Here is a 21466-nt window from a genome sequence, read left to right as displayed (position 1 = left end):
TGAAGCTTCGGCTTTTCAACTTCATTGTGAAACTGTAGCTGCTATCGGGCGCTACGGTTACTGTGTTCTTATCAGTGAGAGCAATGTGGTCTAAGTCTGCAACCCACTTGCAGGGAAAATATACGCTTTCCTTCTTGGTCTTCGAATCAAGAAGTTCTACATAAGTTAACCGATGGCAGAAATCTCCGTCTCCTTGAGGCTTCAGGAATGTCCGCGTGGAATCGTCGTTTTGCACCTGACCTGTCAGAGTCAGAAAGCCCTCTTTTGTGTCATAGGCAGCTTTTGTTACTGTTAGGCGAACATTATGCTGTTGTGCTCGCGCCAAATTTGGAATCAGCCACGGCAAGAGTGCTACGAGTAAGTGACGGCATTTCATGGCGCACTATTAATTACTTCCGCGCCGGCCGCGCCCCCATCACAAACACCAGCGTACCGCCTTTCGCCACGTCCTGCTGCGCCAGAAACGGCTGCGTGAGCCGCTGCCCGTTGAGGGTGACTTGCTGCACGTAGACGTTTTTGGGGCTTTGGTTTTTGACCTGGATGGTGAAGGACTGGCCGTTTTCGAGGTGCAGCACGGCGCCGTGCACGAGGGGGCTGCCCAGCGCGTACTGGCCCGAACCGGGGGCGACGGGGTAAAAGCCGAGGGCCGAGAAGAGGTACCAGGCGCTCATCTGGCCGCAGTCGTCGTTGCCGCCAAGGCCGTCGGGGGTGGGGTGGTACTGGCGGGCGAGGATGTTCCGGACCTGGGCCTGGGTTTTCCAGGGCTGGTCGGTGTAGTTGTAGAGGTAGGCGGCGTGGTGGGCGGGCTCGTTGCCGTGCACGTAGCCCCCGATGATGCCCTCGCGGGTGATGTCCTCGGTTTCGGCGAAGAACGAGTCGGGCAGGTGCATGGTGAAGAGCGAATCGAGGTGGGGCACGAAGACGCGGTTGCCGCCCATGAGGGCGATGAGGGCCTTGGGGTCGTGGGGCACGGCGAGGCTGTAGTTCCAGGAGTTGCCCTCGATGAAGCCCTGGCCGTTGGTGCTCAGCACGTCGAATTTCTCGCGGAAGTTGCCGTTGGCCAGACGCGAGCGCATGAAGTTGTGGCGCGCGTCGAACACGTTCTGCCAGAAGCTGGCGCGCTTGCTGAACTCCTTTTCCAGGTCGGCGTGGCCGAGCTTGCGGGCCAGCTGGGCAATGCACCAGTCGTCGTAGGCAAACTCCAGGGTGTTGGAGACGGAGGTGCCGCTGCGCTCGTTGGGCACGTAACCGAGGTCGAGATACTCGCCCAGGCCGTCGTACCAGCGGTGGCGGGCGGTGGCCACGCAGGCGGCCAGGGCCCGCTCGGCCTGCGCGGGCGGCACGGCGCCATTGAGGACGCCATCCGCCACGACCGAAACGCTGTGGTAGCCGCTCATGCACCAGTTTTCGTTGGCGTGGTGGCTCCAGACGGGCAGCATGTGCTCGGCGCTCTGGTCGTAGTGGGCCAACATGGACTGCACCATGTCAGCATTACGCTTGGGTTGGATGAGGTTGAAGAGCGGGTGCAGGGCCCGAAAGGTGTCCCAGAGCGAAAAGGTGGTGTAGTTGGTGAAGCCCTCGGCACGGTGGGTTTGCTGGTCGAGGCCGCGGTACTGGCCGTCGGCGTCCTGGTACACGGTGGGGCTGAGGCAGGCGTGGTAGAGGGCCGTGTAGAAGTTCTCCTTATCAGCCCGGTTGGGCGTTTGGATGGTGATTTTACTCAGCTCCTGCTGCCAGAGCTGCTGGCCGGCGCGGCGGGTCTGGTCGAAGTTCCAGCCGGGCAGTTCGGCGCGCATGTTGGCCACGGCCCCGGCCATGCTCACGGGCGAAAGGGCAAACTTGACTTTGATTTTCTCGCCCGCCACGGTGCTGAAATCAAAGTAGAGACGCAACTGGCGGCCGGCCTGCTCGGGCCAGTTCTTGCTCTGGTCGAAGCGGCCCCAGAAGCCCCGGTAAGTTTCCTTCGCATCGTATTTCTTCGCGCCATAGCTGCGGAAGGGCTTCGAGAACTGCATGGCGAAGTACTCGGTGCGGGTGCGGCCCCAGCCGGTGGTCTGGCGGTACCCGGTCACGAGCGAGTCGTTTTCGATGCGCACGTAACTCCACACGTTCTTATCGGGGTAGTTATAAATGCCGGCCATCATATCGAGGATGACGTGCGCCGGTTCGGTACCCGGAAACGTGTACTGGTGGAAGCCCACGCGGGTGGTGGCGGTGAGCTCGGCGAGGATGTTGTGGTCGTCGAGCTTTACCTTGTAGTAAGCGGGTTCGGCCACCTCGTTCTGGTGCGAGAAGGCGGAGCGGTAGCCGCTCCGGGGCCGGTCGGCGGTGCCGGGGTTGAGCTGCAGCGGGCCGGTGGTGGGCATGATGAGGAAGTCGCCCAAATCGGAGTGCCCCGTCCCACTGAAGTGCGTGTGGCTGAAGCCGACGATGGTTTTGTCGTCGTAGTTATAGCCCGCGCAGTACTTGTAGATGTCGGGGTTGTACTTGCCGTTCTGCTCGTAGCTAATAGTGTCGGTATCGGGCGAGAGCTGCACCATGCCGAAGGGCACGGTGGCACCGGGGTAGGTGTGGCCCATCTTCTGCGTGCCCACCATGGGGTGGGCGTATTGGACGAGGTTTTCGGGCGCGGCAGGGGCTTTTTGGGCGAAGGCGGAAGCTGTGGTGAGCAGCAGCAAAGGCATCAGAAGTTGCTTCATGCAGCAAAGTAGGCAGCGCGGCTAAAAAGGCCGTTTGCCGGCTTACTTTTAACGCGCTGAAATGCCCCCTTTAGCAGCCTTTCTTTCTACACACCTAATGAATACAACTTCTACCAATTGCCGCTGCCGCCTGAACAGCAATCTGTTTCCTGCATTTTCGGCCTGTTGTTCCAAAGCCCGGCGGCTCTGGCTGCGGGCCGGGCTGCTCACCGTTTTATTGGCGCTGCTAACCTTCGTGGCCCAGGCGCAGTTTCCGGGCTTCGACTACGCCACCGCCAGCGGGCCCGTAGACGAATCCAACAACCGCATTGCCGCCGATGCTCAGGGCAATACCTACGTGACGGGCTATTTCCACGACACCACCCACTTTGGCGCCTTCACGCTCACCACGCCCGGCCTGCTGACGACCAACCTGTACGTGGCCAAGTTCGGCCCCACGGGCCAGTGCCTGTGGGCGCAGCAAATCGGCGGCAACACCGGGGCTACCGGCTCCGACATTGCCGTGGACGCGGCCGGCTCAGTGTACCTCACCGGATTCGTGGGCGGTGGCACCCTGTCGTTCGGCACCGTCCGCGTGAGCAGTCCCGCCACCGGCGCCCCATTTGTGGCCAAGCTGGACGGCACCGGCCGCTGGCGCTGGGTGAGCCTGGGCAGCGGTACGCAGGTGGGCATCAGTGCCATTGCGCTTGATGCGCAAGCGGGTGTGTTCATCACGGGGACTTTCAACGGGCCCAGCGCCACGTTTGGCACCACGGTGCTGCCCAACTCCGCCGGGCCGGGGCAGTCCATCCGCAATGTGTTTGTGGCCCGGCTGGATAGCGCCGGCGCTTGGCAATGGGCCAGCTCAGGCGGGCCTCTGGTAGCGGCCATCGACGAAGTGGCCGAAGGCCGGGACGTGGCCGTCGATAACCGGGGCAATGTGTTCATCACCGGGCTCTTTGCCCACACCGTGGCTTTTGGCAACACCAACCTCACCAGCGCGGGCAGCATCGATATTCTGGTCGCCCAGCTCAACGCCACCACCGGGGCCTGGCAGTGGGCCCGCCGGGCCGGTGGGGCCGACGAAGACGCGGGCCTGAGCCTGGCCGCCGATGCCACTGGCCACGCCTGCGTCACGGGCACTTTCTACAGCTCGGGGGCGCAGTTTGGCCCGCTACGCGTAAACCCCAGCTACGGCATGTCCGATGTTTTTGTGGCCCGCCTCGATGGCCGCGGCACTTTTCAGTGGGTGGCCACCGGCGGCGGCACTCAGGAAGATTTCGGCAACGCCATCGTGGTCGATGCCAGCGGCGCCGCCTACGTAGCCGGCCAATACCGCGAGGTGCTGGCGCAGTTCGGGCCGTTCCTGCTACCGCACCAGGGCCTGAGCCTCGGCGTGGTCGATATGTTCGTGGCCAAACTCGACTCCATGGGCACTTACCAGTGGGCCGTGGGCGGCGCCAGCCGCGGCAACGACCACGTGGACGGCCTGGCCCTGGCCGGCCCCACCGACGACGTGGTGCTCAGCGGTTGGTTCGAGAGCGACTCGGCCCGCCTGGGCCTGAACGTGCTGGCCGGCGACTCCAACCGCTGGAACCACTTTATTGCGCGGCTCTCGGCCGGCCCGCCGCTGCTGCGCACCGTGGTGCCGAGCACCGGGGTCACGGGGCAGGTGGTGTCGCTCACCGGGCAGCACCTTTCCAACGTGACGGCCGTGCTGTTCAACGGCGTGCCATCGCCGGCGTTCACCGTCCGCTCCACCTCCCAATTACGGGCTACCGTGCCCGTGGGCGCTGGTTCGGGTACCGTCAGTGTGCGCACCGCTGCCGGCCAGAGCGCCGCGGGCCCTACGTTTCAGGTGCAGGGCCTACCCAGGGTGCTCCCCGCCGAGGCGGCCGTAGATGTATGGCCCAACCCCACGGCCTGGGGCGGGGCGCTGCAGGTGCGGCTGCCCGAAACCATGCGCCTCAGCGGCCCCACGCAGGCGGAACTGCGCAACATCCTCGGCCAGGTGGTGCGGCGCCAGCAGTTTGCGGGGCGCCGCGCCCGGGTGTCGGTGCAGGGCCTCGCGCCGGGCGTGTACCAGTTGGCGCTTTTGCCGGCGGGGCAAGCGGTTGTGCGGTGCCGCGTGGTGGTTGAGTAGGGCTAACTAATCTGACGCATGAACACCTGCCTGCACTGCGGTACCCTCACGGCTAATGCCAAGTATTGCTCCCGGTCTTGCGCTAATCGGGTAAATGGAAGCTTGTTTCCCAGCCGCAAGCGTTTGGCTCGACAATGCAAACATTGTGGCACGGCACTGCAAACCCGCCGAACCACATGCGACAGCTGCAACCCCAGCTTCGTTGATTGGCGACTGGTGCCGCTACAGCAACTCAAAGCGAAGGCGCTGCAGCAATACGCAGCCCAAATCCGCAGCCTAGCGCGGGTGGCCTATCGCAAATCAAGCCAGCCCAAAGCGTGCGCGGTTTGCGGCTATGATACCCATTACGAAGTGTGCCACATCAAGCCCATCAACGAGTTTCTGCCCACCGACTTTGTGGCCGACGTAAACAAGCTGAACAACCTCGTGGCGCTGTGCCCCAATCATCACTGGGAGTTTGACCACGGCTTGCTTTCTATCACTGTTATTCTTGCTGCTACAGCCGTCGAAAGTTTGCCATGCAATCAATAAAAAAACCCGCTTTACGCACTGTAAAGCGGGTTTTCAACCAATGTAGCCGCGACGAGAATCGAACTCATATCAAGCGTTTAGGAAACGCCTATTCTATCCGTTGAACTACGCAGCCGTAGCGCAAAGATAAGAACGGACGCCCCAGCCTACATCTTATACAGCAGCGCGATGCCGAACGAGAGCGCCGTCAGAATCAGGCCCACCATGAAGATGGTGTAGCTGGTGCGCAGCAGCCGGTACTTGCGCGTCAGCACCTCGCCGAGGTAGTAGATGTCGGTCACCATGTTATTGTAGAGCATGTCTTTCGTGCGCATCAGCTCGCGCATGCCGCCCTGGAAGTTGTCGAGATTGAGCTTAGTGAACTGGCCGAAGAACAGCAGGTTGACGCGGCGGTTGGTGGCAATTTCGGGGCTTTTCTTGAGCCACGCAAAGCTCGTCACATCGGGCTGGGCCGAGAGGATGGCCGTGATGACCGAACCCAGGGCCGTCACCAGCAAAATGCTGATGGGAATGCCCAGCACAGGGTTGCCGCTCATCATGGGGCCCAGGGCGCCGGCCTTGCCCATTTTGGCGCCCAGGTAGGTGATGATGACCGACATGAGCACGGCGTTGAGCTGAATCATCATGCTGGCCTTTTTGTCGGCCATGTCGCTCAGCTTCATGTGGTTCGAGTACATGGTGCGGAACATCGTTTCGATGCCCCGCTTGGGCTCGGCGAAGGTGTCGGTCTTCTCCTTGTTCTTTTTCTTGTCCTTCTTCTCGCGCTTTTTCAGCTCGTCACGCTGCTCCTCAATGTTGGCTTTGAAATCCTTTTTGTAGCGCTCCTTGCCGGCGTCGGAGTGGTACTTGTGAGCCAGCATGAAGTTGAGCTGCAGCTCGGCCCACTCGGGGTTGGAGTACGATTTGCCCAGCACCAGCTCCCACTCGGTGCGCAGCAGCTCGGCGCGGGAGCGGAAGTCATCGCGGGCCAGGTTGCTCATGTCGGCATCGACGAGCAGCTTTTGCAGCTCAGTTTCGGGTTTTTCGTCGCGGTGCGTAGCCTTTATCATATCCTGCACCTGCTTGATGCGGTCGGGAGCCAGGCCTTTCTCCGTGAGCCAGGCGCCGGCCCGCTCCATGCTGCGGAACTCGTGGCCGTCGTACACGTCGAGGTAGCCGGCGTCGTGAAACCAGGCGGCCAGCAGCAGCAGCTCGGTGTCGTCGGGGCTAAGGTTGGCGGCGGGGGCCAGGGCGCGGGCTTCCTTCACCACGGCCTCGGTGTGGGCGATGGAGTGGTAGGTGAGCTGGGCCGGCATCTCCTTGGCAAACAGCTCGGTGAGGTAGGTTTCGGCTTCCTTCACCAAAGGTGAGGCTTTGGCTTTGGGCGGCTTGCCGTCGGCCTCGGGCGCGGCCGGTACCGGGGCGCTGGCGGTGCCAGCAGCAGCGGCGGGCACGGCGGTTTCCGCCGGGGCAGGCTGGGCAGGGGCGGGGGCCGTTTCGATGGTTTCGGGGGTACTGTCTTTCATAACTTGCGAGGCGCGGGCCGGCTCATCCGGCAGGCTCGCCGGCTTTCAACGCGAAGCGCCGGGCGTAAGTTAAAAACCCGGCCTTAACCGCACGGCTGTGCTTTGCGTAACGGGCGCTACCGGCCCGTCGGAGCCGGCCATTTATTTATCGTCAACTCCCGGCGTTTGCCCCGGGATTTGGCTCGTACTTCGTTCCATGACCTTACTTCGCCGCCTCACTTTTCTGCTGGCTTGCTGCGTGCCCGTCGGGGCTATTGCGCAGGCCCCCAAGCCGCCCAAGCCGCCCAAAGAAACTCAAAAAGAGATACCCTCGCCCGGCGAATCGGACCAGAACCCGCACAACAGCCGCCCCAACTACCGCAAAACCGGCGTGAACTGGGAGCGCAACACCCCGCCCGATTCGAGCCGCATCCGCTACCGCGTATTCCTGATTGGCGATGTGGGCAACCCCATTCCGACCGAGAAGGGCGGCGAGCCCAGCCTCAACTACCTGCGCCAGCAGATTATGAAGGCCGGCAAAAATAGCACGACCATCTTCCTGGGCGACAACGTGTACAACTACGGCATGCCCGAAGAAGGCGCCTACGACCGGAAAATTGCCGAGAAGCGCCTCACCATGCAGCTCGATATTTTCCGGGGCTACCCCGGCGAGAAGTACATGACGCCCGGCAACCACGACTGGATTCAGGGCAACATCGGCGGCTTGGAGCAGGTGAACCGCGAGCAGGCTTTCGTGGAAAACTACATGATGAAGGACTCGACGGCCTTCAGCTACACCGGCGACTTCTTCGTGCCGCGCGACGGCTGCCCCGGCCCCTTCGAGGTGCGCGTGCAGGACGACCTCGTGCTCATTGCGCTCAACTCGCAGTGGTTTGTGACGCCGCCCGCCAACCGCCCCTCGGGCCGCGACGGCAACTGCGGCGCCGAGAATGAGGACGATGTGTACGCGGCGCTTGAAGAAGTCATTGCCCGCAACAAGGACAAGCACATCATGGTGTTTGCCCACCACCCGCTGTTTTCCGACGGCATTCACGGCGGCTACTTCACGCTGGCCGACCACATTTTCCCGCTCAGCATCGTTTTCAAGTACGCTTTTCTGCCGCTGCCCATTATCGGCTCGATTTACCCGTTCGCCCGCAAGTACGGCGGGATTAACCAGGACATTCCGCACCCGGCCTATCAGGCCTACCGCAAGGGCCTGCTCGATATTTTTGCCCGGCACCCGAACGTGATTTACGCCGCCGGGCACGAGCACAACCTGCAGTACTACAAGGAAGGCAGCACCCACTTCATCGTGAGCGGCTCGGGCTGCAAAACCCAGCACGTGAAGCCCGGCGACGGCGGCGGGGCCATTTTCTCCGACAAAGAGAAGGGCTGGGCCCAGGTGAACTACTACGACGACGGCCAGGTGTGGACCGAATACTTCATCCCGCAGGGCAGCGGCACCACGGCGCGGCGCGTGTTCCGCACGCCGCTCTACGCCAAAACCACGGGCGCCATTGCCACCCAGCCGGCCCAGCCCATTTCTGAAACGGCCCTGACCACCACCAACGGCACGCCCGACGGCAAGAAGCTGCCCGAGACGGAGGACGCCATCAAGCAGAAGAAAGAGGACAAGAAAAAGAAGAAAGAAAAAGACGCCGAGGCCATTGCCAAAGCCCCTATCCCGACCAAGCGCCCGGACTACCGCGACAGCACCGTGACTGTGGCCGTGAAGCCCGAGTACGACAAGCACGGCGGCTTCCACAACTGGCTGCTGGGCGAGCATTACCGCAAGGAGTGGGCCACGCCCGTGAAGTTCCGCGTGCTGGATTTGGCTAATGACAAGGGCGGCCTGATGCCTTACAAAACCGGCGGCGGCAAACAAACCGCCTCGCTGAAAGTGCGCAACGACGCCGGCTACCTCTACACCCTGCGCGGCATCGACAAAGACCCCGCCGCCGTGCTGCCTGAGCAGCTGCGCACCGGCCTGGCCAAGGCCGTGCTGCAGGACCAGATTTCGGCCCAGCACCCGTATGCCTCGTTCGTGCTGCCGCCGCTGGGCACGGCCGCCGGCATTCTGCACACCAACCCCACGCCGGTTTATATTCCGCAGGACCCGCTGCTGGGGCAGTACTACGCGCAGTTTGCCAACCTGCCCGCCGCTTTGGAGGAAGACGCCAAGGACAGCCAGGACAACGTGGCCAGCCTGGGCTTCGCCAAAAACCTGGTGAGCACCGACAAGATGCTCACCCGCCTGATTGACGACAACGACAACCAGGTGGACCAGGTGGCCTTTGCCCGCTCGCGCTTGTTTGACATGTGGATTGGCGACTGGGACCGGCACGAGGACCAGTGGCGCTGGAGCGAGAAAAAAGACAAGGACGGCGACCGAACCTTCACGGCCGTGCCCGAAGACCGGGACATTGCCTTCTTCAAGGGCGACGGCGTGCTTCCCTATCTGATTTCGCGCAAGTTTGCGGTGCGCAACTTTCAGAATTTCGGCTACGACTACGCCGACTTCCGTGGCCTGAACCAGACGGGCATGAGCAACGACCGGGTATTCATGAGCGCCGTGACGCGCGAGCAGTGGATAGCCCAGGCCGACTACATGAAAAGCCACCTCACCGACGAGGTGATTGAGAAGGCCTTCCGCGAGAAGTGGCCCAAGGAGATTTACGACCTGCACGGCAAGGAAATCATTGCCAAACTAAAAAGCCGCCGCGACCTGCTGCCCAAGCTGGCCGGTGACTACGCCGACGTACTGGCCGAAATTGTGGAAGTGCGCGGCTCGAAAAAGCGCGAGAAGTTCATCGTGGAGCGCCTGCCCAACCGCAAAACCCACGTGGTGATGCGCAAAATCAACAAGGAGGGCAAGGTGAGCAAGGTGCTCTACGACCGCACCTTCGACGACGACGTGACCGATGAGGTGCGCCTCTACGGCATCGACGGCAAGGACGTGTACGACGTGCGCGGCGATGTAAATCGCGGCGTGAAGCTGCGCATCATTGCCGGCAAGGGCCGCGACACCATCACCACCCGCGACCACGTGGGCGGCCTGCTTCACAAAACCCAGATTTACGACGCCGACACCGGCAACGTCATCAACCCCAGCTCCGAAGCCCGCCTGCGCCTGGAGCCCGGCTACGAGGTGAGCCGCTACGACTACCCGCACCGCTTCGACCTGAAGGACTACCGCCTCGACTACGTGGGCCCGGCCCTGTACTTCGGGTACAACATTGACGACGGCATCCTGCTGGGCGGCGGCGTGACCTACCGCCACTACGGCTTCCGCCGCGAGCCGTATTCGTGGGAGCAGACCATTGCGGCCAACTTCGCGCCGGCCCGCGAGGCCTTCAACATCCGCTACACGGGGCAGTTTACGCGCATTTTCAAGAAGACGGATTTGCACATCGCGGCCCAGTACTACGGCCCGCAGCTGCTCTACAACTTCTTCGGCATCGGCAACAACACCGCCAACCTGGCTACCGAGGACGAGCAGAAGGGCCGTGTCACGGTGCGCTCCGTGAACAGCGCCTACCGCGTGCGCTTCGAGCGGCTCACCATCGCGCCCACTTTTGAGCGCAAGCTGTTCACCTTCCTCAAGTTCGGCATCGGCCCGCAGTATGACCAGTTCCGCATCGCGAAGGACCCCATCGGCTCGGTTATCAAAGACAGCCTGACCAAGGGCGGCGTGACGACCTATGAAAACCGCCGCTTCGGCATCCGCTCCTCCGATTTCCAGACCAACCAGTACCTCGGCGGGCTGATGTACCTCAACCTCGACGCCAGCTCCTCGGCCAAGAACCCGCGCATCGGCCTGCGCTGGTACAACGAGTTCCAGTACAACTTCCAGCTCAACCAGGAAAGCCTGAGCTTCGGCCGCATCAGCACCGAATTCCGGGCCTACCTCACGCCCAATTTCCCCTTCCACCTCACCTACGCCGGCCGCATCGGCTACCAGCGCAACTTCGGCGACTACCGCTTCTACCAGGCCAACACCCTGGGCGGCACCACCAACCTGCGCGGCTACCGCCGCACCCGCTTCGCCGGCCGCACGGCCGTGTACGCCAACTTCGAGCCGCGTCTGGAGCTGTTTTCCTTCAATGCCTACCTCTTCCCCGGCAAGTTCGGCATCATGGGCCTGGCCGATGTGGGCCGCGTGTACTCCGACAACGACACCGGCGAGTACACCGGCATCAACGCCTTCCACAGCGGCTTCGGCGGCGGCATCTACGTCGACATTCTCAAGGCGGCCGTCATCAACGCTACCTACTCGGTAGGGGAGGAGAAGCTGGTTTTCGTCGGGTTCGACTTCCTGTTCTAAGGCGGCGGCTCGCCTGAAAAAAAAGGTTCGCCCCCAGGCTTTGGCAACTTGCCGAAGCCTGGGGGCGAACCTTTTTTCGGGATGCTAAGCGTGCAGAATTATGGGGCGCTTCGCGGGGGGCAAAGTCGGTTTGGGCCACCTGTAGTCATATTCAATTTTGAAAAAATCAGAATTTGCTCAGAATTATTGAAATGAGTAAGGCAATTTGCCTGATGTAATGTGCGAAATGGCAATCAATAGGTGCAGTTAGCCAAATTTTTTTACTAGATTGGCGCCTCGTAATTCTCATTTATCAACTCCTTTCCCACAACCTATTTCGCACAGCTACATGAAAAAAACTTACCTCTCCGCGCTGGCCCTGCTGGGCAGCGCAAGTCCCTTGCTGGCTCAGAACGTGGCCAGCCGCGCCGCCCAGCCAGTTATTGAAGACATTTCGCCGGTTATCCTGCACCGCTCCTGCGCGTCCAATGACGTGCTCCAGGCCCAAATGGCCGCCGACCCGGCCCTGGCCCAGCGCATGCAGGCCATCGAGGCCCAGACGCAGCGCTTTGTGGCGGCTCGGGCGGCGGCCGCTGCTCAGCAGCGCGCCATAGGCGGCACTACGGGCGGCACCGCGGCGCTGCTCAGCGGCCCGGTCACCATTCCGGTGGTGGTGCACGTGCTTTACAACACGGCTGCCGAAAACATCTCCGACGCCCAAGTGCAGTCGCAGATTGCCGTGCTGAACGAAGACTTCCAGAAGCTTAACGCCGACCGCACCAACACCTACCGGTACTCAGGGCTGGCGGCGGCCGCGCCCGTGCGGTTTGTGCTGGCCCCCAACGGCATCGTGCACAAATCGACCAAAACCCGCTCGTGGAGCACCAACGACGCGGTGAAGAGTTCCAAGCGCGGCGGCGACGATGCCTGGGATACTTCTAAATACCTCAACCTCTGGTCGTGCAACCTGGGCAACGGCCTGCTCGGCTACGCCCAGTTTCCCGGCGGCGCTGCCGCCACCGACGGCGTGGTAATTCTGTACTCGGCTTTCGGTAGCCGCGCCAAGTACCCGGCCGGCACCTACAGCACTCCTTACGACCTGGGCCGCACCGCCACCCACGAAGTGGGCCACTGGATGAACCTGCGCCACATCTGGGGCGACGATAACGGTGCCTGCACCGGCTCCGACCTGGTAGCTGACACTCCCAACCAGGGCGCAGAGAACTACGGCTGCCCGGCCGCTACTAAAGCTTCGTGCAGCAACGGCGGCGACATGTTCATGAACTACATGGATTACACCGACGACCGGTGCATGTTCATGTTCTCGCAGGGCCAGGCCACGCGCATGACTGCCGTATTCGATGCCGGTGGGGCCCGCTCCAGCTTTGCCACCAACAGCGGCGTGCTGCGCCAGGCTGCTACGGCTACCGTCGTAACCATCTTCCCGAACCCCGGCCGCGAAGCCGTGAGCCTGACTGTGCCCGCCGGTGCTGACGCCGCCCGGTACTCGGTGCGCGTGTACGACCTGAGCGGCCACGAAATGCGCCAAGCCCGCTACGACGGCCAAGGCCAACTGCAAATCGAAGCCCTGCCCAAAGGCCTGTACTACATCAGCATCAACGACGGCGTGAACACCTCGCGTCAGCGCTTTGAGAAGGAGTAGACTGGTCAAACTCCATCAGTTTAACTAACGCAACGCCCTGCCCCACCGGCAGGGCGTTGTTGTTTTTCAGGGTTTCGCAAAAGAAAATTTCGGAGTGCAGACTGAGAACAAACGATTGCAGGAGTAGCTGTTAACGAGTTTATTAAAAATTTATATTATTTTTTAATAGTAAAGTAAAAATTGTTGCGAATTATACAGGTTTAGCCCGAATTTTATTGTCATTATTTTAAATAATTTTCAATAGCTTGCCGGCGTAATTTTTTCATAATCACAACATTTTTTACATGAAAACAACTGTTTACGCAGTAGCCCTGGGCTTACTTGGACTGTCGTTGGTCGCTACCCCGGCCCACGCCCAAACGGCCCCGCACCGCACCTGCGCCAGCGACGACGTGCTGAAAGCGCAGCTGGCCGCCGACCCCGCCCTGGCCCAGCGCATGACCACCATCAACCAGCAGGCGTTGCAATACGCGGCGGCCCACGTGGGCACGGCGCAACGTACCTCGGCCATCACGGTCACCATTCCGGTAGTGGTGCACGTGCTGTACAGCACGGCTTCGGAGAACATTTCGGACGCCCAGATTCAGTCGCAGATTGATGTGCTCAACGAGGACTACCACAAACTGAACGCCGACTACACCAAAACCCCCAGCGTCTTCGCCGGGCTGGTGGCCGACGTAGGCATCCAGTTCACGCTGGCCAAGCGCACCCCGAGCGGCGTGGCCACCACCGGCATCGAGCGCAAAAGCAGCACCATCACCACCTGGGGCACGGCCGATAAAATCAAGAAAGCCAGCACCGGCGGCCTCGACGCCTGGAATTCGAGCCAGTACCTCAACCTGTGGGTGGGTACCATCGGGGGCGGCATTCTGGGCTACGCACAGTTCCCGGGCGGCGCGGCCGCTACCGACGGCGTAGTGATTTCGCCCGTGTACTTCGGCCGCACCGGCTCCGTGACGGCGCCCTACAACCTGGGCCGCACCGGCAGCCACGAAGTGGGCCACTGGCTGAACCTGAATCACATCTGGGGCGACGATGGCACGGCCTGCACCGGCACCGACAACGTGAGCGACACCCCCAACCAGGCCGACGAAAACTACGGCAAGCCCACCTTCCCGCAGGTGAGCTGCTCGAACGGCCCGAACGGCGACATGTTCATGAACTACATGGACTACGTGGACGACGCGGCCATGTTCATGTTCTCGACCGGTCAGAGCTCGCGCATGAACGCCTTGTTTGCCAGCGGCGGCGCCCGCGCCAGCCTGCTCACCTCGCAGGGCGGCGTGGCCCCCGGCGGCACCACGCCGCCGCCCACCGTCACCTACTGCACCAGCAAGGGCGGCAGCGTAGCCTACGAGTACGTGGACCTGGTGCAGCTCGGCAGCATCAACCGCAGCTCGGGGGCCGATGGCGGCTACTACAATGGCACGGCGCTGAGTACCAGCCTGGCCGCCGGCTCGGCCCAGACCATCTACTTCTCGGCTGGCTTCGCCGGCACGGCGTATTCGGAGTACGTGAAAGTGTACATCGACTACAACCAGAACGGCGTGTTCACCGACGCCGGTGAACTGGTGGTGAATGCGGCGGCCAGCAGCAGCGCCGCCACCCGCTCGGGCTCCTTCACGGTGCCCACCACGGCCAAAACCGGCGCCACCCGCTTGCGCGTGGTGCTGAGCGACAACAGCGGCACCACCAGCTGCAACAGCTACAGCTACGGCGAAACCGAAGACTATACCGTGAACATCACCGGCGGCACGGCCCGCACCGACGGCACGGCTGTGGTGGCCCGCACCAGTAACGCCAACGCCCTGCCCGACCAGTACACCCTTTTCCCGAACCCGGCCACCGACGTGCTGCGCATTGCCCGCCCGCTGAACGCCGACCCCGAGCAGCCTTTCACCGTGCGCGTGTTCGACCTGCGCGGCGCCGAAATCAAGGGCCTGCGCCTGGAAGACGGCCAGCTGAACGTGGCCGAACTGCGCACCGGCATCTATATGCTAAGCGTGAGCGACGGCAGCCGCACCACGCACCAGCGCTTCGTGAAGCAATAGCCCGCATGTGAAGTGCGGCTTGCGCTTCCCTTCATCACAAAAAGCCCCGGCTGCATGGCCGGGGCTTTTTTGCTTTTGGGCGGGTGGAAGCTGGCATTTGGAAGCGGAGCATAATTTTTCCAAAGAAGCCAGAATCTTTTGATACTTAAGGATTCAACTGAAAATTCATCAAATACTCATCATTTTTTGAATGGACGGGCATTTTATTAAAAATGTATCTGATAGCAGGCAACCTGTATTATTATTAAAATGAGATTAAAACAGGGCTTTATTACGCTTTTGATAATTTTTTTGTAACTATGGTATGCTGATTTGTGGAAATCGCAAAACTTTCCATTGCGGTTTTACAGGCAGCAATGTATTTCTCACTCTCCTTTTTTATATGAACACAAATACTTTGTCGTCAACCAAGACGCCTGCATCGGGACGCCAAATGGCCCGGCGCACCAGCCGCTGGGTAGCGCTGATGGCGCTGATGCTGGCCGGACCAGCGGCCTTCGCGCAGCTGGCCGGTACTTACACCATTAACAGAAACGCCGCGACGGGCGGCACCAACTTCGCCTCCTTCACGGAGGCCGCCACGGCGCTGAATACGTCGGGCATTTCGGCCTCGGTGCGCTTCAATGTGCTCAACGGGCCATACAACGAGCAGTTTTCGCTGGGCCAGGTGGCCGGCGTGAGCGCCACCGACACCATTGTGGTGGACGGCGGCGCCAGCAAGCAGACCCTGACCTACACCGGCGTGGTGGCCCAGCCAGCGGCCGTACTGCTGAATGGCACCGACCGCATCACCCTCCAAAACCTGACCATTGACGCCTCGGCGGGCGCCACCTACGGTATTGGTGTGCTGCTGGTGGGCCAGGCCGACAACAACCGCGTGGCCAACTGCGTGGTGATGGGCCCGGCCGCCGCCACCTCGACCACGGCCGATGCAGCCATTGCGGCCAGCGGCGGCGTGACCTCGGGCACCTCGGCGGGCAATGCCAATAACCTGCGCATCGAGAACAACGTGCTCAGTGGCGGCTACTATGGCGTGATTCTGACCGGCACGAGCGCCACGGCGCGGGCTACCGGCCTGCGGGTGACGGGCAACGAAATCCGCGACTTCTACGGCTATGGCCTGGACGTGGAAAACCACAGTGGGGCGCGCCTCCTCAACAACAACATTCACCGGACGAACCGCACCGGCGTGACGGCCTTCTACGGCGTGTATTTGAACGGCTGCGCGGGCACGGCCGTGGAGCGCAACCGCATCCACGACAGCTTCACGGGCAACCCGGCCAGCACCTCGGCCGCTTACGGCATCTATTTCACGGCTTCGGATGGCACGGCGGGCACCGAGAACGACGCGGTGAACAACCTCGTGTACAACTTCAACGGTGCGGGCACGGAGTACGGCGTTTACAACAGCAGCTCGGACTTTGCCCGCTACTACTACAACACGATTTCGCTGGACAGCCAGGCGGGCACGGGCGCGACCCAAACCACCTACGGCATTTACCAGACCACGCTGGCCACGGGCATCGACATCCGCAACAACGTGGTGAGCGTGACGCGCACCGGCGGCACGGGCGAGAAAAAGGCCCTGGGCTTCAACACGACGACTTCGACCATTAGCTCCAACTACAACGACCTGTACATCGGTACCGGCGCCACCTACTTCACCGGCGCTTACGGCACGGCTGATTTCGTGACGCTGGCCAACTGGCGCACCGCTAACGGCGGCATTTACGACGCCAACAGCGTGCAGGTGAACCCCGAGTTTGTGGGCGCCACGCTGGTGCCTTCGGCCAGTCCGCTCAATGGCACGGCCACGCCGCTGGCCCGCGTGCCGCGCGACTTCACCAACGCCTTGCGCAGCACCACGGCCCCCGATATGGGCGCCTACGAATTCACCCCGGCCAGCAACGACGTGGCCGTGGAAAGCATCGACTCGCCCGCCGCGCCGGTAGCCACCGGCGCCCGCACCGTGACGGTGACCATTCGCAACAATGGCCTGGTGCCGCTGAATACCGTGGTGCTTACCTACACCCTGAACGGCGGCACGCCGGTAGCGCAGACTTTCACGCTGACGCCGGGCCTGGCAGCCGGCGCCACCCGCGCCGTGTCCTTCACCACTCAAGGCACCGTGGTGACCGGCCTCAATACCTTGAGCGTGACGGCCAGCCTGCCCAACGGCAGCACTGACTCCAACCCCGGCAATAACACCCAGACGTCGAGCTTCTACCCGGCGCTGGCCGGCACCTACACCATCAATAAGAACGTAGCGACGGGCGGCACCAACTTCGCCAGCTTCACTGAGGCGGCTACGGTGCTGAACGGGGGCGGCATTTCGGCCTCGGTGCGCTTCAATGTGCTGAACGGGCCATATGCTGAGCAATTTGTGCTGGACCAAGTGGCCGGCGTGAGTGCCACCGACACCATTGTGGTGGACGGCGGCGCCAGCAAACAGACGCTGAGCTACACCGGCACCGTGACCCAGCCGGGCGCGGTGGTCCTGAACGGCACCGACCGCGTGACGCTGCAAAACCTGACCATCGACGCCTCGGCCGGCGCCACGTATGGCGTGGGCGTGCTGCTGGTGGGCCAGGCCAACAACAACCGCGTGGCCAACTGCGTGGTGATGGGCCCCACGGCGGCCACCTCCAGCGTGGCCAACGCGGCCATTGCGGCCAGCGGCGGCGTCACCTCCGCTTCTTCGGCCGGCGACGCCAATAACCTGCGCATCGAGAACAACGTGCTCAGCGGCGGCTACTACGGCGTGGTGCTGACCGGCGCCAGCGCCACGGCCCGCAACTCCGGCATTCGGGTGATGGGCAATGAAATCCGGGATTTCTACCTCTACGGCCTCGACGTAGAGAACCAGAGCGGCGCGCAGCTTATCAACAACAACATCCACCGCACTACCCGCCCCGGGTTGAGCACCTTTTATGGGGTGTACCTGGTGGGCGTGGCGGGCACGGCCGTGGAGCGCAACCGCATCCACGACAGCTTCACGGGCAATACGGCCAGCACCTCGGCCGCCTACGGGCTCTACATCTCAGCCGACGGCACGGCCGGCGCCGAGAATGACATGGTGAACAACCTGGTATACAACTTCAACGGCTCGGGTACGGAATACGGCATCTACAACGTGGGCTCGGACTATGCCCGCTACTACTACAACACGGTGTCGCTGGACAACCAGGCGGCCACCGGCGCCACGCAGTTGACCTACGGCTTCTACCAGACCACGCTGGCGACGGGCATTGATTTTCGCAACAACGTGGTGAGCGTGACGCGCACCGGCGGCACCGGCAGCAAGTACGCGCTGTACTTCAATACCATTACGTCGAGCATCACCTCGAACTACAACGACCTGTACGTGAGCACGGGCGCGCTGTACTTCACCGGCCGCTACACCACCGACTTCGTGACGCTGGCCGACTGGAAAGCCGCCAACGGCAGCGCCTTCGACCAGAACAGCGTGCAGGCAGACCCGCAGTTCCTGAACCTGGCCGCCGGCAACCTGCAACCCACGGCCAGCTCCCTCAATGGGGCGGCCACGCCGCTGGCCCGCGTGCCGCGCGACTTCACCAACGCCCTGCGCAGCACCACGGCCCCCGACCTGGGCGCCTACGAATTCACCCCGGCCACCAACGATGTGGCGGTCGAAACCATCACCTCGCCCGTCGCGCCGGCCACGCCCGGCCCCCGCACCGTGACGGTGACCATCCGCAACAACGGCCAGGTAGCTTTGAGCACCGTGCGTCTGGAATATTCTCTGAATGGCGGCACGGCGGTAACCCAGACCTTCACGCTGAGCCCAGCCATTGCGGCTGGCGCCACCGGCACTGTGTCGTTTACGACGCCGGTGACGCTGGTGAGCGGGGCCAACCAGCTGGCCGTGACGGCGAGCCTGCCCAACGGCACCACCGACGCCAACCCCAACAACAACACCCAGACCGTGACCCTGTACACGGCGCTGGCAGGCACCTACACCATCAACAAGAACGCGGCCACGGGCGGCACCAACTTCGCCAGCTTCACCGAGGCGGCGGCGGCGCTAAACGGCGCCGGCATCGCGGCTTCAGTGCGCTTCAATGTGCTGAATGGGCCCTACACCGAGCAGTTTTCGCTGGGCCAGGTGGCCGGCGTGAGCGCCACCGACACCATTGTGGTGGATGGCGGCGCCAGCAAGCAAACCCTGCGCTACACTGGCGTGGTGGCCCAGCCAGCCGCCGTGCTCCTCAACGGCACCGACCGCCTGACGCTGCAAAACCTGACCATTGACGCCTCGGCGGGCGCCACCTACGGCATTGGCGTGCACCTCGTGGGGCAGGCCAACAACAACCGCGTGGCCAGCTGCGTGGTGATGGGGCCGGCCGCCGCTACGTCGAGCACGGCCAACGCGGCCATTGCGGCCAGCGGCAGCGTGACCTCGGCCACCACGGTGGGCGACGCCAACAGCCTGCGCGTCGAAAACAGCGTGCTCAGCGGCGGCTACTACTGCCTGACGGTGACGGGCGCGAGCACCACAGCCCGCAACACCGGCCTGCGCGTGACCGGCAACGAGGTGCGCGACTTCTACTTCTACGGCATCGATGTGGAAAACCAGAGTGGCGCGCAGGTTATCGGCAACGACGTACACCGCACGACCCGCGCCGTGGTAAGCACCTTCTACGGCGTGTACCTGAACGGCTGCGCGGGCACGGCCGTGGAGCGCAACCGCATCCACGACCCCTACACCGGCGACCCCACCGACACGGGCATCGCCTACGGCCTGTACTTCACGGCCTCGGACGGCGCGGCCGGCACCGAGAACGATGCGGTGAACAACCTCATCTACAACTTCACCGGTTCTGGCACGCAGTACGGCATCTACAACGCCAGCTCGGATTTTGCCCGCTACTACCACAACACGATTTCGCTGGACAACGCCTCGGGCGGCGCTACCCAGACGACCTATGGCTTCTACCAAACCACGGTGGCCACGGGCATTGATTTCCGCAACAATATCGTGAGCGTGACGCGCACCGGCGGCTCGGGGAGCAAATACGCGCTGTACTTCGTGACGACGACTTCGGCCATCACCTCGAACTACAACGACCTGTACGTGGGCACGGCCGGCACCTACTTCACCGGCCGCTACGGCACCGCCAACTTCGCCACCCTGGCCGACTGGCGCACGGCCAACGGCAATGCCTACGACCAGAATAGCGTGGCCGCCGAGCCCCGCTTCGTGAACGTGGCCCAGGGCAACTACCGGCCCACCACGGCCCCGCTCGACGGTGCCGGCACCCCGCTGGCCCGCGTGCCGCGCGACTTTGCTGGCGTGTTGCGCAACTCGCCGCCCGACCTGGGCGCCTACGAGTTTGCTCCCATCACCGACGACGTGGCCCTGGTGAGCATCGACTCGCCCAACACCACGGCCACGCCCGGCGTGAACCCGCTGCGCGTCACCATCCGCAACAACGGCGCGACCACGCTCACCTCGGTGGTGCTCACCTACACCCTGAACACCGGCACACCGGTAGCCCAGACCTTCGCGGGCCTCACGCTGGCGCCCAATGCCACCCAGCAGCTCAGCTTCACGCCGGGCCTGAGCGTGCCCCAGCAGGGCACCAACACCCTGACCGTGAGCGCCAGCCTGCCCAACGGCAACCCCGACGGCAACACCACCAACAACACGCTCACCATCACCTTCGACCAGCCCACCCCGCCCAACGACGAGCCCTGCGGCGCCGTGGCCCTCACCAACGGCACCACCACCAGCAGCAGCAACGCCGGGGCCAGCACCAGCGTGCAGAGCGGCATAAACTTCCCGAACTGCGGCGGCGGCCAGCTGCCCCGCGATGTGTGGTTCACCTTCGCCCCGGCGGCGGCCAGCATGACGCTCACCCTCACCGGTGCCCCCGCCGGCACGGTGCGCGTGTACAGCAGCCCCAGCTGCTCGGCCGGGCCGTTCAACCTGGTGCAGTGCGCAGGCAGCGGCGCCAACAGCACCAGCGTGGGCGCGGTGGCCGTGACCGGCCTCACGCCGGGCCAGACCTACTACATCGCCGTGAGCAACTTCGGCTCTTCGGACCCGGGCGGCTCGTTCACCATCACGCCCACGGTGCTCTCGGGCACCCGCAGCGCCAACAGCACGGCCCTGGCGGTGTACCCCAACCCCAGCGCCACCGGCCAGCTCACGCTGCGCCTGGCCACGGGCACGGCCGGCACCGGCAGCGTGGAGCTGCTCAACGCTCTGGGCCAAGTGGTGAAGCGCCAGCCCCTGGCCGGCACCGGCGAGCAGCAGGTATCGACCCTGGGCCTGGCCGCCGGCCTCTACACCCTGCGCGTGCAAGCCGGCGCCGAGGTGCTGACCCGCAAAGTGGTGCTGCAATAAGCGGCGCTGCGTTGTTCTGAGCTATTCTTTCAAAGTTGAAAAGCCCCGGCCGGTTGGTCGGGGCTTTTTTTATGGGGAGAAAGCGCGAAATCTACAGCGGTGAAGCGTCACCTAAAAAGCCCCTGTCATTCACGTAGCCGAAGCTTCTTGGTTGGTGAAAGGGAGGCGGAGCGCATGATATGGAAAGAGTGGGGGATGATATATGTCCTTTTATTTATTCGCCGTCGCTGGACTCGTTGA

General features: G+C 62.9%; 8 protein-coding genes and 1 tRNA gene. 6 read left to right on the top strand and 3 right to left on the bottom strand.

Annotation, left to right across the window (positions count from 1 at the left end):
- Nucleotides 1-389 precede the first annotated feature (389 nt).
- Nucleotides 390-2699 (bottom strand): GH92 family glycosyl hydrolase, encoded by a 2310-nt coding sequence (locus Q5H92_RS23385; protein WP_305013993.1) that lies wholly within the window; start codon nucleotides 2697-2699, stop codon nucleotides 390-392.
- Between the two features lie 97 nt (nucleotides 2700-2796).
- Between Q5H92_RS23385 and Q5H92_RS23380 the strand changes: the two genes are divergently transcribed.
- Both Q5H92_RS23380 and Q5H92_RS23375 read left to right on the top strand, forming a co-directional pair.
- Nucleotides 2797-4821, top strand: a complete 2025-nt coding sequence (locus Q5H92_RS23380; RefSeq protein WP_305013992.1) for an IPT/TIG domain-containing protein — start codon at nucleotides 2797-2799, stop codon at nucleotides 4819-4821.
- An 18-nt stretch (nucleotides 4822-4839) separates the two neighbouring features.
- Entirely contained in the window at nucleotides 4840-5352 is a 513-nt protein-coding gene (locus Q5H92_RS23375; protein WP_305013991.1) for an HNH endonuclease signature motif containing protein, read from the top strand.
- Between the two features lie 43 nt (nucleotides 5353-5395).
- Here the strand turns inward: Q5H92_RS23375 and Q5H92_RS23370 are convergent.
- Together Q5H92_RS23370 and Q5H92_RS23365 are read right to left on the bottom strand one after the other, a co-directional pair.
- Nucleotides 5396-5467 (bottom strand) — tRNA-Arg (locus tag Q5H92_RS23370).
- A 31-nt stretch (nucleotides 5468-5498) separates the two neighbouring features.
- Nucleotides 5499-6857, bottom strand: a complete 1359-nt coding sequence (locus tag Q5H92_RS23365; protein ID WP_305013990.1) for a Pycsar system effector family protein — start codon at nucleotides 6855-6857, stop codon at nucleotides 5499-5501.
- Nucleotides 6858-7053: 196 nt separating this feature from the next.
- On the opposite strand from Q5H92_RS23365, the gene Q5H92_RS23360 reads away from it, so the two are divergent.
- From Q5H92_RS23360 to Q5H92_RS23345, 4 genes are all read left to right on the top strand, one after another.
- Complete coding sequence (locus tag Q5H92_RS23360; RefSeq protein ID WP_305013989.1) at nucleotides 7054-11163, top strand: metallophosphoesterase; 4110 nt, start codon at nucleotides 7054-7056, stop codon at nucleotides 11161-11163.
- A gap of 328 nt (nucleotides 11164-11491) precedes the next feature.
- Complete coding sequence (locus Q5H92_RS23355) at nucleotides 11492-12805, top strand: M43 family zinc metalloprotease (RefSeq protein WP_305013988.1); 1314 nt, start codon at nucleotides 11492-11494, stop codon at nucleotides 12803-12805.
- A gap of 284 nt (nucleotides 12806-13089) precedes the next feature.
- Complete coding sequence (locus Q5H92_RS23350; protein WP_305013987.1) at nucleotides 13090-14856, top strand: GEVED domain-containing protein; 1767 nt, start codon at nucleotides 13090-13092, stop codon at nucleotides 14854-14856.
- Between the two features lie 382 nt (nucleotides 14857-15238).
- On the top strand, nucleotides 15239-21226 hold the full coding sequence (locus tag Q5H92_RS23345; RefSeq protein WP_305013986.1) for a right-handed parallel beta-helix repeat-containing protein: 5988 nt from the start codon (nucleotides 15239-15241) through the stop codon (nucleotides 21224-21226).
- The last annotated feature ends 240 nt before the right edge of the window (nucleotides 21227-21466 follow it).

Origin of the sequence: Hymenobacter mellowenesis, from assembly GCF_030581005.1 — a bacterium.
GTDB lineage: Bacteria > Bacteroidota > Bacteroidia > Cytophagales > Hymenobacteraceae > Hymenobacter > Hymenobacter mellowenesis.
This window is presented reverse-complemented; position numbering and strand designations above follow the sequence as displayed.